The sequence below is a fragment of the Bradyrhizobium sp. MI1.11 genome (assembly GCF_055811255.1).
This window is the reverse complement of record NZ_JBVVPM010000051.1, coordinates 37,191-54,774: the sequence shown is the minus strand read 5'-3', so window position 1 is coordinate 54,774 and position 17,584 is coordinate 37,191. Positions and strand designations below refer to the sequence as shown.

At 63.9% G+C, this 17,584-nt stretch carries 11 protein-coding genes and 1 pseudogene; 7 read left to right on the top strand and 5 right to left on the bottom strand.

The features are described 5' to 3' along the window. Window positions 1-185: 185 nt before the first annotated feature. Both AC0L30_RS33690 and AC0L30_RS33685 read right to left on the bottom strand, forming a co-directional pair. Window positions 186-614, bottom strand: coding sequence for a GlcG/HbpS family heme-binding protein (locus AC0L30_RS33690; protein WP_473406153.1), 429 nt, complete (start codon window positions 612-614; stop codon window positions 186-188). Further along, the gene (locus AC0L30_RS33685; protein WP_051058554.1) at window positions 607-3,618 is read right to left on the bottom strand and encodes an FAD-binding and (Fe-S)-binding domain-containing protein; all 3,012 of its coding nucleotides are present in this window, start codon (window positions 3,616-3,618) and stop codon (window positions 607-609) included. The genes AC0L30_RS33690 and AC0L30_RS33685 overlap by 8 nt, the downstream gene beginning before the upstream one ends. Before the next feature lie 230 nt (window positions 3,619-3,848). On the opposite strand from AC0L30_RS33685, the gene AC0L30_RS33680 reads away from it, so the two are divergent. The 3 genes and pseudogenes from AC0L30_RS33680 to AC0L30_RS33670 form a co-directional block, all read left to right on the top strand. Continuing rightward, the gene (locus tag AC0L30_RS33680; protein ID WP_007601899.1) at window positions 3,849-5,048 is read left to right on the top strand and encodes a pyridoxal-phosphate-dependent aminotransferase family protein; all 1,200 of its coding nucleotides are present in this window, start codon (window positions 3,849-3,851) and stop codon (window positions 5,046-5,048) included. A 44-nt stretch (window positions 5,049-5,092) separates the two neighbouring features. Next, on the top strand, window positions 5,093-5,890 hold the full coding sequence (locus AC0L30_RS33675; RefSeq protein ID WP_007601901.1) for an enoyl-CoA hydratase/isomerase family protein: 798 nt from the start codon (window positions 5,093-5,095) through the stop codon (window positions 5,888-5,890). A gap of 90 nt (window positions 5,891-5,980) precedes the next feature. After that, window positions 5,981-6,109 (top strand): annotated as a pseudogene (locus tag AC0L30_RS33670) (GspMb/PilO family protein); the annotation flags it as partial. Window positions 6,110-6,141: 32 nt separating this feature from the next. Here the strand turns inward: AC0L30_RS33670 and AC0L30_RS33665 are convergent. After that, window positions 6,142-9,597, bottom strand: coding sequence for an autotransporter domain-containing protein (locus AC0L30_RS33665; protein WP_473406152.1), 3,456 nt, complete (start codon window positions 9,595-9,597; stop codon window positions 6,142-6,144). Between the two features lie 521 nt (window positions 9,598-10,118). On the opposite strand from AC0L30_RS33665, the gene AC0L30_RS33660 reads away from it, so the two are divergent. The 3 genes from AC0L30_RS33660 (at window position 10,119) to AC0L30_RS33650 (ending at window position 13,347) form a co-directional block, all read left to right on the top strand. Beyond that, a complete protein-coding gene (locus AC0L30_RS33660; RefSeq protein WP_007601905.1) occupies window positions 10,119-11,093 on the top strand; it encodes a Bug family tripartite tricarboxylate transporter substrate binding protein in 975 nt (324 codons plus the stop codon). A 179-nt stretch (window positions 11,094-11,272) separates the two neighbouring features. Continuing rightward, window positions 11,273-11,815, top strand: a complete 543-nt coding sequence (locus tag AC0L30_RS33655) for a tripartite tricarboxylate transporter TctB family protein (protein ID WP_007601906.1) — start codon at window positions 11,273-11,275, stop codon at window positions 11,813-11,815. A gap of 11 nt (window positions 11,816-11,826) precedes the next feature. Further along, a complete protein-coding gene (locus AC0L30_RS33650) occupies window positions 11,827-13,347 on the top strand; it encodes a tripartite tricarboxylate transporter permease (RefSeq protein ID WP_007601907.1) in 1,521 nt (506 codons plus the stop codon). An 822-nt stretch (window positions 13,348-14,169) separates the two neighbouring features. Here AC0L30_RS33650 and AC0L30_RS33645 read toward each other — a convergent pair. Together AC0L30_RS33645 and AC0L30_RS33640 are read right to left on the bottom strand one after the other, a co-directional pair. Then, complete coding sequence (locus AC0L30_RS33645) at window positions 14,170-15,363, bottom strand: CaiB/BaiF CoA transferase family protein (protein WP_007601908.1); 1,194 nt, start codon at window positions 15,361-15,363, stop codon at window positions 14,170-14,172. Between the two features lie 133 nt (window positions 15,364-15,496). Beyond that, entirely contained in the window at window positions 15,497-15,811 is a 315-nt protein-coding gene (locus AC0L30_RS33640; protein WP_035994526.1) for a hypothetical protein, read from the bottom strand. A gap of 201 nt (window positions 15,812-16,012) precedes the next feature. Between AC0L30_RS33640 and AC0L30_RS33635 the strand changes: the two genes are divergently transcribed. Further along, window positions 16,013-17,584, top strand: a 1,572-nt coding sequence (locus AC0L30_RS33635; RefSeq protein ID WP_473406151.1) for a M10 family metallopeptidase C-terminal domain-containing protein, incomplete at its 3' end; no start/stop codon positions are given.

Below are 17,584 nucleotides of genomic sequence, written 5' to 3'. Positions count from 1 at the left end.
CTCGACAACCCGTTCGGCACGAGGTTGTCACCCATGTCTTAGGTACGACCTGTTACCTATGTCTCCGGTCTGGACAGGGGAACGTGGGTAGCCCTCTAGGGACTCGAACCCCCGACAGGCGATCCTACGCGACGCACTCCATAACGTCTTGTGAAGCGCAGGAGCTCTGCGTGCGTGGACGATCACTATCCCGCGTTGGCCTTCAACCCCGCAGCCTGGATGCCCGCCACGGCACACGCCTCGTCATTGTCCGAGGTGTCGCCGGAGACGCCGACGGCGCCGAGCAGCGTCGTGCCGTCCATGATCAGCACGCCGCCGGGGACCGGCACCAGCGCGCCCTTGGCCATGGTGTTCATGGCGTCGATGAAATAGGCCTGCTCCTGCGCGCGCTGGAAGAGAGCGCGCGAGCCCATGCCCAATGCGAGCGCGCCATAGGCCTTGCCGTGCGCGATCTCGGCGCGCATCAGGCTGGTGCCGTCCTGCGCCGTGGCGATCTTGAGCACCCCGCGTGCGTCGAGGATGGTGACGACGAGCGGCTTCAGCTTCAACTCGGTGGATTTCGCGAAGGCGGCGTCGAGGATCTTGCGGGCGGTGTCGAGGGTGAGGTCAGCCACGATTGGTTTCCTTTGCAATGGGAGGGGTTGTGGATTGGGTCTTCGCACGATCGAGGCTCATCGCGAGCACGCGCGCGACGTGAAGCGCCTCGCGCTGGGCGCCGTCGTGGATCTGGTGCCGGCAGGAGGTGCCGTCGGCAACAATCAGCGTCGCCTGATCCGCGCGCCGCACGGCGGGCAATAGCGACAGCTCGGCCATCTCCATCGAGGCATCGTAGGTGTCCGCGCCATAACCGAAGGCGCCGGCCATGCCGCAGCAGCTTGACTCGATGGTCTCGACCTCAAGGCGAGGGATGAGGCGCAGCACCTGCTCGACCGGCTTGAAGGCGCCGAAGGACTTTTGATGGCAATGGCCGTGCACCAGGGCTTTGTCGGCAAGGGGGCCGAGCGGCAGTTTCAGCCGGCCGGCCTCGGCCTCGCGCACCAGGAATTCCTCGAAGGTCAGCGCGTGGGCGCCAACCGCCTTGGCGTCATCGTCCTTGCGCAGCGAGGCGAGCTCGTCGCGCAAGGTCAAAAGGCAGCTTGGCTCAAGCCCGACGATCGGGACGCCGCGCCCGGCAAAGGGCGCGAATGCGGCGACGAGACGATCGAGTTCGGCTCTGGCTTCGTCGACGAGGCCAGCTGACAGGAACGTGCGGCCGCAGCACAGCGGACGGCTGCCGCTCGCGGGCTTCGGCAGATGCACGCGATAGCCGCCGGCTGCGAGCACGCGCAACGCGGCGTCGAGATTTTCGCGCTCATAGATGCGGTTGAAGGTATCGGCGAACAGCACGACCTCGCGGCCAGTCTCCGGCCCGACCGCTTCGGCAGGCGGCGCGAACACGTCGCTGCGGAAGGCGGGCAGCGCCCGCCGCGCGCTGATGCCGGCAAAGCGCTCGAACAGCTTTCGCAGCAGCGGGCTGCGGTTGCGCAAATTTACCAGCGCCGCGAAGCGTGAGGCGAGGCCCGCATAGCGCGGGAGATAGGCGACGAGCCGGTCGCGCAAGGTCAGACCGTGCGAGGCCGCGCGTGCGGCCAGCACCTCGATCTTCATCTTGGCCATGTCGACGCCGGTCGGACATTCGTGGCGGCAGGCCTTGCAGGACACGCAGAGCTTCAACGTCTCCATCATCTCGTCGGAGGAGAGTGCGCCCGCGCCAAGCTGGCCGGAGATTGCGAGGCGCAGCGTGTTGGCGCGGCCTCGCGTCACGTCCTTCTCGTTGCGCGTCGTCCGGTAGGACGGACACATCACGCCGCCCTCGAGCTTGCGGCAGGCGCCGTTGTTGTTGCACATCTCGACCGCGCCTTGGAAACCGCCGCCGGCCCCGGGATAAGCGGACCAGTCGAGTTTTGTCTTGAGCTCAGCGACGCGATAGTCCGGTTTGAAGCGAAACAGCGAGCGGTCGTCCATCCTGGGAGCGTCGACGATCTTGCCGGGATTGAGCACGCCATCGGGATCGAAGCGTTGCTTCACCTCGCGGAAGTCGGCGACGAGGCGCTCGCCGAACATGGTTGCGTGGAATTCGGAGCGCACCAGGCCATCTCCGTGCTCGCCGGAATGCGAGCCCTTGTACTCGCGCACCAGTTCGAAGGCTTCCTCGGCGATGGCCCGCATCGCCTTGACGTCCTTCTCCAGCTTCAAATTCAGCACGGGCCGCACATGCAGGCAGCCTTCGGAGGCGTGAGCATACATGGTGCCGCTGGTGCCGTGCTTGGCAAACACCTCGCCCAGCCGCGCGGTGTAGTCGGCGAGATGCGGCAGCTGCACGGCGCAGTCCTCGACGAAGGAGACGGGCTTTCCTTCCTGCTTCATCGACATCATGACGTTGAGGCCGGCGGCGCGGAAATCGGCGATCCCGCTCTGGAGTGCGGGCTCTGTGATTTCCACCACGCCGCCCCATTTGCGCTTGTCGTTATTCCAGTTGAAGCCGAGATCGCCCATCAGCTCGCCGAGCTGCTTCAGGCGCACGAAATTGTCCGCCTGGTCCTCCTCGGCGAACTCGACCACCAGCACCGCATCCGGATCACCCTTGATCGCGGCGGAGATGATGGGCCGGAACATCGCGATGTCACGGCCGAGCGCGAGCATGGTGCGGTCAACCAGCTCGACCGCGATCGGCTTCAGCTTGACCAGATGCTGAGCCGCATCCATCGCCTCGTAGAAGCTGCCGAAATGGCAGACGCCGAGGGCCTTGTTGCGGATCACGGGCCAGAGCTTCAGCTCGACCTTGGTGGTGAACGCCAGCGTGCCTTCGGAACCCACCAGCAGATGCGCCATGTTGTTGCGGGCGTTGCGCGGCACCAGCGCATCGAGATTGTAGCCGCCGACACGGCGCTGCACTTTTGGAAAGCGCGCGGCGATCTCCCCGGCCTCGCGGGCGCCGAGATCGAGCATGTCGCGGAATAGGGCACGGGCGCTGCCGTTCGCATCGAGATCGGAGAGATCGCGCGACACCTCGCCGTATTGGCTCAGCGTGCCGTCGGCAAGCGCGGCTTCCATCGACAGCGTGTTGTCGCGCATGGTGCCGTAGCGCAGGCTACGCCCGCCGCAGGAATTGTTGCCCGCCATGCCGCCGATGGTGGCGCGCGAGGCCGTGGAGACGTCGACCGGAAACCAGAGGCCATGCTTTTTCAGCTGGCGGTTGAGGTCGTCGAGCACGATGCCGGGCTCGACAACGCAGGTGCGCCCTTCGACGTCGAGCGACAGGATCCGGTTCAGGTGCTTCGAGAGATCGACCACGAGACCGTCATTGACGGTCTGGCCGCATTGCGAGGTGCCGCCGCCGCGCGGGGTCACCTTCAATCCCTCGTCGCGCGCGATCGCCAGCGCCCGCAAGGCCTCGTCCATGATGCGCGGCACCACTACGCCAGTGGGCACGATCTGATAGAAGGACGCGTCCGTGGCGTAGCGGCCCCGGCTGAAAGCGTCGAACAGGACGTCGCCGGTCACTTCCCGGGCCAGACGGGCCGCGATGCCGTCCTTTTTGGCCGATTCCTGTGATTTCCCGGGCACTTCCGCCGCCATGGTCCGCTCTTGCCTGTTCGCCGCCCCCGTCTTGCCTTCGGTCACGGCCCTTGGCAAGGCGAGCCCTGCTTCTTGTGCATTGACGGACCCCGCCGGGCGAGGGACAAGCCCGGCGAATAGTGATATTCGAGCGGCTTGCGCACCCCTTGAGGCCAAAGGGCTCGAAGTCAAGTTGAGCTCAAAGCCAAGACAGACGCAAAAGACAGACTCAAAGACCGGGAAGGACGCCGATGACCGTGCACACTGGAAGGCATTTTCTCCAGATTCCAGGACCGACCAACGTGCCCGACCGGGTGCTGCGGGCCATGGACATGCCGACGCTGGATCACCGCGGTCCGGAGTTCGCAGAGCTCGGTTTCGCCGTCCTCGCCGGCATGCAGCGGGTGTTCCGCACCAAGCAGCCCGTGATCATCTTCCCCTCGTCCGGCACCGGCGCTTGGGAAGCTGCGATGGTCAACGTGCTCGCCCCCGGCGACAAGGTGTTGATGTGCGAGACCGGCCAGTTCGCTGTGCTGTGGCGCGGCATCGCCGACAAGTTCAAGCTCGACGTCGACTTCATCCCGAGCGACTGGCGCCATGGTGCCGATCTCGCCGAGATCGAGAAGCGCCTTGCCGCCGACAAGCAGCACACGATCAAGGCGGTCTGCGTCGTCCACAATGAGACCTCGACCGGCTGCGTGACGCCGCCGCTGGAGGTGCGCAAGCTGCTCGACCGGGTCAAGCATCCGGCGCTGTTGATGGTCGACACCATCTCCGGCCTCGGCTCGATGGAGTACGAGCACGATGCCTGGGGCATCGACGTCTCGGTCGCCGGCTCACAGAAGGGCCTGATGCTGCCGCCGGGCCTCGGCTTCAACGCCGTCTCGGAGAAGGCGCTCGCGGTGGCCAAGGCCAACCCCGGCATGCGCTCCTATTGGGATTGGCAGGAGGTCATCGGCTTCAACAAGCTCGGCACCTTCCCCTATACGCCGGCCACCAATTTGCTCTACGGCCTGCGCGAGGCGATCAAGATGCTGGAAGAGGAGGGGCTCGAGAACGTCTGGACCCGCCACAAGCGCCACAGCGCGGCGACGCGCGCCGCGATCAAGGTCTGGGGCCTGGAGACGCAGTGCGCCGATCCTGCCGCGCATTCGCCGGCGCTGACCGGCGTGCGCGTGCCTGATGGCCATGACGCCGATGCCTTCCGCAAGGTGGTGCTGGAAAACTTCGACATGTCGCTCGGCACTGGCCTGAACAAGCTTAAGGGCAAGGTGTTCCGCATCGGCCATATCGGCCATTTCAACGACCTGATGCTGATGGGGACGCTCGCCGGCGTCGAGATGGGCCTCGATCTTGCAAAGATCCCGCACCGGAGCGGCGGCGTGTTGGCGGCCATGGACGTCCTGAAGGGACGCGACGCGGTGCCGATGACCAAAGCTCAGGTGGCCTGAAGGCCCAGGTTGCCTGAGCCAACTTCGAGAAAAGAGAGCGCGCGATGAACGCACCGACGACCGCCAACGAAGACCTGCTCTACTCCGTCACGGACGGCATCGCGCGGATCACCTTCAACCGCCCGCAGGCGCGCAACGCACTGACCTTCGCCATGTACGAGCGCATGGCGGAGATCTGCCAGGAGATCAACACCGACCGCTCGATCAAGGCGCTGATCCTGACCGGCACTGGCGACAAGGCGTTTGCCTCCGGCACCGACATTTCTCAATTCCGTGCGTTCAAAACCGCGCAGGACGCACTCGACTATGAAGCGAGGATCGACCGCGTGCTCGGCACGCTGGAGCAGTGCCGCGTGCCCGTGATCGCGGCGATCGCGGGGGCATGCACCGGTGGCGGCGCCGGAATTGCGGCCTGCTGCGACCTCCGCATCGGGACTGAAGCGACGCGCATCGGCTTTCCGATCGCCCGCACGCTCGGCAACTGCCTGTCGATGTCGAACATCAGCCGCGTCGTCTCGCTGGTCGGCCCCGCCCGCACCAAGGATCTGATCTTCAAGGCGCGCCTCGTCGAGGCGCCGGAAGCTCTGGCGCTCGGCCTCCTCAACGAGATCGTCTCTGATGTCGAGACGCTGCAGCGCCGCGCCGACGAAACCGCCAGGCTCGTGGCGAGCCACGCCCCGCTGACGCTTGAGGCGACCAAGGAGGCAGTGCGCCGCATCCGCCGCACGCTCTCGCGCGAAGAAGGCGAGGATCTGATCCTTAAGGCCTATATGAGCGAAGATTTCCGCGAGGGAATGGACGCCTTCCTCAACAAGCGCACGCCGAACTGGAAGGGCAAGTAGCGCGCGTCCTCTGCCGATTGCGCCGTGCAACTATTCAATTCAAGTGGTTCCGCCTGTCGGAATCACAATTGCCCGCTTCTCCCTTTATGCGAAGCCGGCATGCCGTTCTTGTTCGTCGACCAGCTGGACGTCCAGGTGCCGCAGACCACGTCGCTGAGTGATGTGGCAACCGGCCGCGTCAGGGTGATCTTGGGCGTCTCCGGCCAATGGCAGGCGGGAAGTAGGGGGCCTCGTCAACTCACGACGTCGGCTCACCAAGCGTATTTGAACACGCCCTTGCCGGCATAGCTGGTGACGTTGCCGGAGAACTCGCCGTCGAAGGTGCCGGCGATCGAGAAGCCGCTCAGCCATTTCATCTCGGCGCTGGCGCTGACCAGCGCGGAGTCGGAGTCGACCCGGGCGCCGTTCACGACGAAGCTGGTGCCCGGCAGGGTCTGGAATAGCGCGGTGACGGCGCGGCCCGGATTGTAATCGTGCGCCCAGGCGGCGCGACCGCGCAGCGTTAGCACGCCGTTCTGCATCGCGTACGATTTGTCGGTGCGCAGGCCGAGCTCGGAGCGGGGGTCAGTCAGCGATTGCGAGGCATAGTTCAACGCGAACAGCCCGCCGCCATTGAGGCTGACTTCGGAGTAGTTGGGCAGGTTGAAGTTCGTCACCTGTGCCGCCGCATAGGGGGTGAGGCCGATCATCTGCGTCGCGAAGCGGTAGCCGCCCTCGAAGCGGGACGAGAAGGTGTCGGCCTTGAAGCGGCCCTGCAGCTGGTCGAAGCCGCCGGGCGCCACGGTGCGGTTGGTGGTAACGTCGTGCCAGCCATAAGCGAGCGCGGCGGAGATATAGGCCGGCCCGAAATTGTGCCGGCCGTAGACGCCGGCCTGGAACAGGTCTGCCGAGCCCGAACCCATCGCGTTGGCGAGCGAGTAGCTCAGTCCACCGCCGCCGAGCGCGAAGCCGACCAGCGTGTCGACCGAAACCCTGTAGTCGGCACCGGCCGCGCCGCCCCAGGCCCGTGCGGTCAGGTCTTGCGAGCCGACCGGCGCATTGCCGCCGACTTGTGCCGAGCCGCCATAGCCGGCAGTCCAGAGGCTCCAGCGGCTGGCCGGCTGCGAGACGAGCAGCGGTGCCTTGGTCGCCATCGCATAAGCCTCGCGCTCGCGCGCGTTGGCCGGGCGCATGGACGCATAGGCGGCCGCGTCGTCGCTCGCGGCGAATTGCGCCACGCTGCCCGCCTTGGCGAAACCGCCCGAGCGGCCGATGACGGTCGGGTCGAGCATCAGATTGAGAAATTGCCCGTCGGCATTGATCGCGGACTGGATAATGCCGGTGCCGAGTTCGCCCGAGGCCGTGGTCAGTCCGGCCGGCGTCAGCGCAGCGAAGGCTGCCGGAATGCCGCCGGTCGAGTTGAAGAAGTTGGTCAGCGTGTTCGCAACGTTTTGCTGGTTGACGGTGAGGCCGCCCCCGCTCGGCGCGAAGTTGACGCCGATGTTGAGGAACACATTGTTGGTGCCGTAGCTCAGCGACGCGTTGATCGTCGGCATGTTGGAGAGGACGGCTGCGTTGAAGGAGGTGCCGCCAAAACCGCCGGTCGCGGACAGGATCGTGTACTGCTTCTTGATCGTGCCCGAGGCGAACATCGCGCTCACCGTCGCGTTGCCGAGCGTGGCCGCGCCGTTGACATTGGCGAGGCTGGCATTGCCGGAGGAGATCTGCACGAGATAGGTCGAGGCCGCCGTGAAGCTGAGGGGGCCGTTGATCGTTAGCGGTGCGAACGAGTTCGTGCTGCTGCCGGGCGCGAGCGTGCCGCCATTGATCGCGACGTTGCCGACGACGCCCTGGCCAGGCAGCGTACCGCCGCCGGCGAGTGTGCCGCCGGCATTGACGGTGATCGGGCTCAGGATCGAGCCGTCCACGACGAGTTTGCCGCCGTTGATCGTGGTGGCGCCGGTATAGGTGTTGGCGCCGGACAGTGCCTGCGTGCCACCGGTCAGCGTGAGGCCGCCACCCGCGCCGCCGTCGTCGATGACGCCCGCAAAATTGCCAATGCCGTTGGTGATCGTCAGTGTGTTGGCCCCGATGTTGACGTTACCGGAGCCCGCCAGCGACTTGATCGAGGTTCCCGTGCTCAGGGCCGAGATGTCGAAGATGCCGTTGGCGATGACATTGCTCGAGCTCGCGATGCTGCCATCGCTGCCGCCGAAATTGATGAGATCGAGCTCGCCGCCGCTCGCGATGGTCGTGGTGCCGGTATAGGTGTTGGTGCCGTAGAGCTGCTGGGTGGCGCCGTTGGCGATCACGACGTTGCCACCGGTGCCGCCCGCAATGCCGCCATCCTGAATGACGCCGCCGAAGAAGCTGCCACTGGTGATTGTCAGTGTCTTCGATCCAAGTGCGACGCTGCCGCCAGCGGTCAAGGAGAACAGAGCGTTCACCGACGTGCCGGAGGTTGTTTGCGAGATGTCGAACGTGCCGCCTGCGCCTGGCGTGAACGTGACGCTCGCCGAGTTCGCGATCGATCCGCCGCCTTTCAGCGCCAACGTCGCGCCGGCATCGATCTGTGTGGCATTGGCGTAAGTGTTCACACCGGAGAGGGTCTGCGTTCCGCCAGCGACGTCAAATCCACCGGTGGTGCCCTGGATCACGCCCGCGAACTCGGTCGAGCCGTTGGTGATGAACAGCCCGTTGCCGCCCATGTTGACGACGCCGCTCGAGCTGCCGGCGAGTGTCGTGATCGCGGCGGATGACGGGGTCACTGCCGAGATATCGAACGTCGCGTTCACCGTGACGATGCTGGAGCTCGCGATGCTGCCGAAGCCGGAGATCGCAAGCGTCCCCGCCGAGATCGTCGTCGCGCCGGTGTAGCTGTTGAGGCCGGTCAGCGTCATCGTGCCGGTGCCGACCTTGGTCAGTCCGCCGCCGATGCCGGAGATCACGCCGTCGACCTGGGTCGAGGTGTTGAGGCTGCCTGTGGTGAGGGTCTTGGCGCCAAGCACGTAATTGCCGGCGCCTTCGATCGAGCCCGCGGTCATCCCGCCGCTGGTCAGGCCGGAAATATCGACCGTGCCACCGGCATTGTTAACGAAACGCGCGCTGCCGCCCGTGCTGGAGCCGTCGAAGTTCACCGTTCCGTCGTTGGTGATGGTCGAAGTGGCGGCGGTCGTGGTGTTGTGGAAGTTCAGCGTCGCCGAAGTGAGGTTGTTGATCGTGGTGCTGCCGGCCGAAGCGCTGGTGAAGAAATCGATCTGGCCGCCGGCGTCGTTCGTGATGATGACGGCTCCAGCCCCGACGCCGCCGCGCGCGGTACTGCTGTTCTGGAACACCAGACTGTTGCCGGAGGTGACTTCGAAATTCTGCGTCGTCCCGGAATTGTTGACAATGCCTGCCGCGTTGACGGTGAACGGCTTGCCAATCGTGATGGAGTAGGCCTGGGCGATGCTCGTGAACTGGACCGTGCCAATGACAACGACACCGTTATTGTTGTCGACCGCTGTGCTTCCGGTGTTGGTGAACGTTGCGGTCCCGTCCGGCACGACCGGGTTGGATGACCAGTTCGTGCCATTCGTCCAGTCGCTGCTGCCGCCGGCCCAGGTGCCGTCGACGGCTCGCGCGGCGACCACGCCGAGCGCAGTGGTCGCCAGCAGGGTCGCCAAGGAGTGGCGCACGACGGATCGCAGCCCGTATCCGATCCGCCCACCTGCCATCGGTTCGGCCATCTAATCTTCTCAAATCAGCAATGAAATTATCGCGAGCATGCAACCCGGGCACGTACTGATGCCCCTATACCCTGCGACATGATCTCATGGCGCCGCAACAGCCTGCAATGAACGGCTATCCATTCGCGCCGGGTTCTGGCCTGTTCCGCTTTGCATTTTCAGCCATCGTGGCCATTAGGCAACATATCCATGTCGCTCGCCATGCGCTCACGCGGGGGAAGCTGCCGGTGAAGCGGTGCGCCATATCCGCCGCCCGCGGTCGCGCGCGAGGATGGCGAGGACCTGATCCTCGAGGCCCCTATAAGCGAAGATTTCCGCGTGGGAATGGACGCCTTCCTCAACTAGCGCACGCTGAACTGGAAGGGCAAGTAGCGAATCTCGGGCTTGGCTTCATCAGTCGAAAGTCAGTGACAGCGGATGCCTGTGTGCTTGAACTCGCCCGCATTAGTCCGCACAATGCATCGATAAATTCCTGGCAAACAAAGCCAACAATCCAGGGGACGAAACTCGTGCGAATCCTAATGAAAGCTGTTGGCGTCGCAGCAGTGCTATCGTTGAGCGCGCCGGCCTTGGCTGGGTGGGAGCCGACCAAACCGGTCGAGATCGTGGTGGCGGCAGGCGCGGGCGGCGCCTCCGACCAGATGGCGCGGATGATGCAGGCCGCCATCCAGAAGAACAATCTGATGAAGCAGCCGATCGTGGTCTCGCTCAAGGGCGGAGCTTCCGGCGCCGAAGCGCTGATGTACATGAAATCCAGTGAGGGCGACCCCAACAAGGTGCTGATCGCCTATTCGCTGATCTACATGCTGCCGCTGTCGGCAAAGATCCCGTTCAACTGGCGTGAGCTGACCCCGGTTTCGGTGATCGCGCTTGACCAGTTCGTGCTGTGGGACAACAGCGCGGGTCCCAAGACGGTGAAGGAGTTCGTCGCCGCGGCGAAGGCGGCGAGCGCGCCATTCAAGATGGGCGGCACCGGCTCGAAGCGCGAGGATCACGTGCTGACCGTGTTCCTCGAGCAGAAGACCGGCGCGAGATTCTCCTATTTGCCCTACAAGTCCGGCGGCGAGGCCGCGACCCAACTCGTCGGCAACCACACCGAATCCAACGTCAACAATCCATCCGAAAATCTCGAAGTCTGGCGCGCGGGCCAGGTGCGTCCGCTCTGCGTGTTCGACAAGGAGCGAATCTCCTACACCAGCAAAGTGACGGAGACGCAGTCCTGGGCCGACATCCCGACCTGCAAGGAGGAGGGCGTCGATGTGCAGTATCTGATGCTGCGTGCGATGTTCCTGCCCGGCAAGGTCACCGCTGAGCAGCAGGCGTTCTATGTCGAGCTGTTCCACAAGGTGACACAGACCGCGGAATACAAGGACTACATGGAAAAACAGGCGCTGAAGCCGATCTTCCTCACCGGCAAGGACATGGTGCAATTCCTCGAGGAGGACGATGCAGTCAACAAGTCGCTGATGACGGAAGCCGGGTTCGTCGCGAAGTAGCTTTGGCTTCTCCCTCTCCCCGCTTGCGGGAGCGCGACGAGCTTCGCTCGCGCTGGGAGGGTTGGGTGAGGGCTCTCTCCGCGAGTCCAGCTCTCGCCGTCCCCGTTGAGACTCCCCCTCACCCCAACCCTCTCTCCGCAAGCGGGGAGAGGGGGAACGCAGTTTGCACCTGATGGCTCATGCCCCAAACCGATCTTGAAATTGTCGTCGACGATCCGACCGCGCCCGAAGACGACTCGCCTTCCGTCGTCTCCTCCGGCACGATCGAGATATTCGTCTGTCTCCTGTTGCTCGCGCTGGCCGCCACGCTCGGCTACGACAATTGGCGCACCGGCGCCTCCTGGGATTCGACCGGGCCGGAGCCCGGCTATTTCCCGTTCTACCTCTCCGTCATTCTCGGTGGTGCCAGCCTCTACGGCCTGATCGTGGCGCTGGTCGCGCACCGCGCGGCACCCGAAACCTTCGTCACGCGCGCGCAAGCCCGCCGCGTGATGGCGGTGTTCCTGCCGACGCTGCTGTTCTGCCTGACGACGCAGTTTCTCGGCCTCTATGTCGCGAGCTTCCTGCTGATCGCCAGCTTCATGCGTCTCGTCGGCAAGATCGCGCTGTGGAAGTCGCTGCTCACCGCTGTCGTATTCACGGCGATCATGTTCGTCACCTTCGACATCGCCTTCGACGTTATCATGCCGAAAGGGCCGCTCGAAGCGGCCTTCGGCTACTAGGCGGGCCCGCGATGGAAGCTTTCGGTCTCTTGCTTCATGGCTTCGCCGTCCTGCTGACGTGGAAGACGCTCGTGCTGATGATGGTCGGGCTGGTGCTCGGCATCTTCGTCGGCGTGCTGCCGGGCCTTGGCGGCCCCAACGGCGTTGCGATCCTGCTGCCGCTCACCTTCACGATGGATCCGACCTCGGCGATCGTGATGCTGTCCTGCATCTACTGGGGCGCGCTGTTCGGCGGCGCGATCACCTCGATCCTGTTCAACATCCCGGGCGAGGCCTGGTCGGTCGCGACCACTTTCGACGGCTATCCGATGGCGCAGCAGGGCAGGGCGGCGGAGGCGCTGACGGCGGCGTTCACGTCCTCCTTCATCGGCTCGCTGGTCGCGGTGCTCCTGATCACCTTCCTCGCCCCGATGATCTCGTCCTTTGCGCTGAAGTTCGGCCCGCCCGAGTTCTTCGCGGTATATTTGCTGACCTTCTGCTCCTTCGTCGGTCTCGGGCGCGAGGCCAAGCACAAGACTGTCATCTCGATGTCGCTGGGGCTGTTGCTCGCCGGCATCGGCATGGACACGGTGTCGGGCAATCTGCGCATGACCTTCGGCTCGTCCGAACTTTTACGCGGCATCAACTTCCTCGTCGCCGTCATCGGCCTGTTCGGCATCAGCGAGATCCTGCTGACGATGGAGGAGCGCCTCGCGCTGCGCGGACACGCGGCGAGCATTTCGCTGCGCGTCGTGCTGAGCGTTTGGAAGGACCTGCCGAAATACTGGGTGACGCTGCTGCGCTCCTCCTTCATCGGCTGCTGGCTTGGCATTACCCCGGGCGGCGCGATCGCAGCCTCTTTCATGGGCTACAATCTGGCCAAGCGTTTCTCCAAGGACCCGGAGAGCTTCGGCAAGGGCCGGATCGAGGGCGTGTTCGCGCCGGAGACGGCGGCGCATGCCTCCGGCACCGCGGCGCTGCTGCCGATGCTGGCGCTCGGCATTCCCGGCTCCGGAACCGCCGCGATCCTGCTCGGCGGGTTGATGGTGTGGGGGCTCAATCCGGGACCGTTGCTGTTCGTCGAGCACAAAGACTTCGTCTGGGGCCTGATCGCCTCGATGTATCTCGGCAATGTCGTCGGCCTCGTGCTGGTGCTGACGACGGTGCCGATCTTCGCCTCGATCCTGCGCGTGCCGTTCGCCGCGGTGGCGCCGATGATCGTGGTGTCATGCGCGATCGGCGCCTATGCGATCCAGAACGCGATGTTCGACATCTGGCTGATGCTCGGCTTCGGCGTCGTTGGCTACGTCTTCAAGAAGATCGGCATTCCGCTCGCGCCGTTCACGCTGGCGCTCGTGCTCGGCAACCGCGCCGAGGATGCCTTCCGTCTGTCGATGATCGGCGCCGGCGGCGATCTCAAGGTGTTCTGGTCGAACGGACTGGTCGGCTCGATCACGACGTTGGCGATCGTGCTCCTGTTTTGGCCTGTGATCGACGGTTTGCTCGCCCGTGTCGGATTGACGCGGACGCCACGCCCGCGTCGCTCCAATTGAGTAAATCTTCAGTCAGCAGATGGCCTTAATTTTCAATTCTGAACGCGAGAGTTCCCGCGCTGCAAGATCATTCGCCAGTGTGAGATCGGCCTACACCCTCTAATCTGACTGCTTCGAGCCGAGAACAGAAATCGTAGTCAGTTGTTCCCTCTAGGCTTTCGGCAATGATTTCCGCCAGATTTAATGTGCCAATACCGCGGTCGGACGAAACCAGTGCTCCGGTACGGCGGGAGCTTCAGACAAAGATAAGTAGGCACACTATTGTGTTCTCCATTGCGCAAATACTTCGCCGCAAGCGATAGAGTGGAATTCTCCGGCTTGCGAGCCACGGCGGGCCGAATTGAACGAGCGTAAACAGAGCGGCACGTCAGACAGGCCACATGGCCATAGGAAAATGAGAAGTCGACGTGCCAATTCCTCACCGTAGCTTTGAAAGCGGACCGGCTTAGGTCGCCCCACCCAACGCTTTCGCTCGGCGCGCAGCTTATATAGGATAAAAACATCGCAGGAGGAGTCTCCACGAACGCACGGGTAGTTTCCCATGACTAAGAACGAGAAGAAATTCGCGGCTCATGCTTTGGCGGTCTTGGTCAGCCTTTTTGTTTCGTCATGCGTGAGCTCCCAGCAGACTTCCTCAGACAGGGCAGTTCGGACCAGCGCCCCATGGGCTCGCGACCTCAATGAGCCACCGCCCGCCCGAGAGCCGGTGGTGCGCCCTTCTTCAGCTGATCTAGGGGCTTCGGGCGAAAAAGCTCCACGATAGCCCGCAGGTCGCCGGACCGACCCATTCAGTCTGCCATCCCTCTCGGCCTTGCATGAAGCTCACACAACCCTCGCGGCCTTGAGAGCGACGATTTCTTCTCGAGAAAAACCGAACTCGGTGAGAACCTCGTCGGTCTGCTCGCCGAATTCCGGCGGCCGCGCCACCATCCTGCTCGGCGTGCGCGACAGCGTCACGGGCTGGCCGACCAGACGGATGTCGCGACCCTCGTCATTCGGCACCTCCTGCGCGATGCCGAGATGCTTGACCTGCTCGTCTTCGAACATCTGGTCGATGGCGTAGATCGGCCCGCAGGGCACGCCGGCCTCGTTGAGTTCACGGACCCAGGTCTCGGTGGACTTCGTCAAGGTACGCTTCTCGATCTCGGCATTGAGCGCGTCGCGATTCTTGGAGCGGGCCGGCGCGGTCAGATAGTCGGGATGGCTGTAGAGTTCCGGCGCGCCGATCGCCTGCGCGCAGCGCTCCCAGATCCGGCCGCCCGTAGTGGCGATGTTGATGTAGCCGTCCAAGGTCTTGAACACGCCGGTCGGAATGCTGGTCGGGTGGTTGTTGCCGGCCTGCTTTGCCACTTCCTTCTCCATCAGCCAGCGTGCGGCCTGGAAGTCGAGCATGAAGATCTGGGCCTGCAGCAGCGAGGTCTGCACCCACTGGCCCTTGCCCGAGACCTCGCGCTCCAGCAGTGCGGTGAGGATGCCCATGGCGCAGAATAGACCGGCGGTGAGGTCGGCGACCGGAATGCCGACCCGCATCGGCCCTTCGCCCGGCGCGCCGGTGATCGACATCAACCCGCCCATGCCTTGCGCGATCTGATCGAAGCCCGGACGCTTGTGGTAGGGCCCGTCCTGGCCGAAGCCGGAGATACTGCCGTAGACGATGCGCGGATTGATCCTGGCGAGGCCCTCATAATCGATTCCGAGCTTCTTCTTCACGTCCGGGCGGAAATTCTCCACGACAACGTCGGCCTTGGCGGCGAGGCCCTTGAACACGGCGAGCCCGCGCTCGTCCTTGAGGTTCAGCGTCATCGCCCGCTTGTTGCGATGCAAGTTCTGGAAGTCGGAGCCCCGCCGCGGTCCGCCCGGCTGCTCGCCGCCGGCATCCTCGGTGAGCGCGTCGATCTTGATCACGTTGGCGCCCCAGTCCGCGAGCTGCCGCACGCAGGTGGGCCCGGACCGGACGCGGGTCAGATCGAGCACGGTGAAGCGTGACAGGGCTTCCGAGGCATGCGGAAAGGGCATCTTGATGGGCTCCGGGACTGATTGCGGGCCTACCATAGTGCCGAAAGACCATGCAGCAAGACATCACGCGGCAGGTCAGGGCCGCGCGGATGCCGCCTGTCGAATGCAATGCCTGAGGGGTGCCGGCGAAGGATCAGCGCGCCAGCTGTTTCAGCTCGGCGCGCGCCCGCTCGGCCAGCGGGTCATCACGGTGGCGCGCAATGAACAGCTCGAACGCCTCCCGCGTTCCCAAGCGACGGGCCGATTCGTACTCCTCCGCGACCGCAGCGGAGGGGTCGCGGGCCAATGGAACGGAGGGGGCACGCCCCGCTGTGCCGCCTTCCTTGCCACTCTCATTTGCATTGGCTTTTCCGACCACGACAGGCAGTCCTCCGAAAGGCAGATGGCCCGGCCCGGCCAGCGTCATCAGGGCGCCGAACAGACCGGCCGAGAGGGAACATCGTTTCATGATTTCACTCGCAACACGGCAGTTAGCCGGAACCAGCATCCTTGTCCTGGCCCGTATGAATACGGGATTTGATGGCTAACACGGCCTTATGGAAGGAGTCCGGACCGGCTCGCCAAAATTAAACCAAACGTTTACTCCTCCAGCTAGAATCACCTGTCGCGCCCCGAATCGAACATGGGGTTTGCTGCTTCGGAGGTTCCCTTGGCCACCGCCGTCAACGTAAGTGCGACCAACAACTCAGATATCGACGGCTTGTTGTCGGGCTACAAATGGTCCGGCACGATCACCTACAGCTTTCCGGACGCTGCAAGCGACTACGCCAGTCCCTACAGCGGCGGCAGCAGTGAGCCAACGACGTCGGGTTTTGCCTCGGCGCCGAGTCAGATGCAGACGGCGATCAATTACGCGATCGGACTGATCCTCGGCTACACCAACGCCAACATCCAGTACGCCGGGACGAACGGCGCCGACATCATGGTCGCGCAGTCGCCGGCCGCCAATCCGACATCCTACGCCTATTACCCCGGCAATTACGCGGCCGGCGGCGATGTCTGGTTCGGAACTGCCTACAACTATTCGCAGGCTGCACTTGGCAATTACTATTTCACGACTGCGTTGCACGAGCTCGGACACGCCCTTGGCTTGAAGCACAGTCAGGAGGCAGGCGGCCCCGCCAATGTCGCGGTGCCGAGCGCGCATGACGACAGCGAATACACCGTCATGAGCTATCGCAGCTATGTCGGTGCTTCCACCACGAGCGGCTACACCAACGAAGCCTATGGGTATTCGCAGACCTATATGGCCAACGATATTCTCGCACTGCAGACGATGTACGGCGCGAACTTCTCGACCCACAGCGAAAACACGGTCTACTCCTGGAGTCCGACGACCGGTCAGGAATTTATCAACGGCGCGGCCCAACTCGCGCCGGGCAATGGCATTGGCGGATCGGCCGACCGCATCTTCGAGACGATCTGGGATGGCAACGGCATCGATACCTATGACCTGTCGAACTACGCAACGGCGGTCACGATCAACCTTAACCCGGGCGCATCGTCGATCACCTCGACGACTCAGCTCGCCTATCTCGGCAACGGCCACTATGCGCAGGGCAACATCTTCAACGCGTATTTGTACAACGGCGACGCGCGGTCCTATATCGACAACGCGAACGGCGGCTCGGGCAACGATACGCTCATCGGTAATGCAATCGCCAACGTGCTGAAGGGCGGACGTGGCACCGATACGCTGACCGGCGGAGGCGGCGCCGATACCTTTGTATTTGCGCTCAGCGACAGCCCGGCTGCTAGCGGACAACATGACCGCATCACCGACTTCACGTCGGGCACAGACAAGATCGACCTCCACGGAATCGACGCGATCAGCAGTACGGCCGGTTACGATCTTTTCCATTTCATCGGCCTTTCCGCTTTCGACGGATCTGCCGGTGAACTCAACTACAGCTACAACAGTTCGCTTGGCGTCACCACGCTGCAGGGCGACACCAATGGCGATCGCCTCGCCGACTTTGCGATCGATCTCACGGGCAATATCGCGATAAGCACGTCCGATCTGATCGGCGTTGCGGTCGTTCCTGTCGTCATCGAGTCGCTCGGTGCGACCACCCTGACGCTGCTCGGCAGCAACTATTACCTATATGCGAACGGTACTTCGTCGGGTCCCTCGCTCAAGACCTCCGGGGTGAACTTTGTGGCGGGTCAGTTCGGCAACTGGTTGCCGATCAGCGCGGAGCAGACGACGGGCGGATACGAG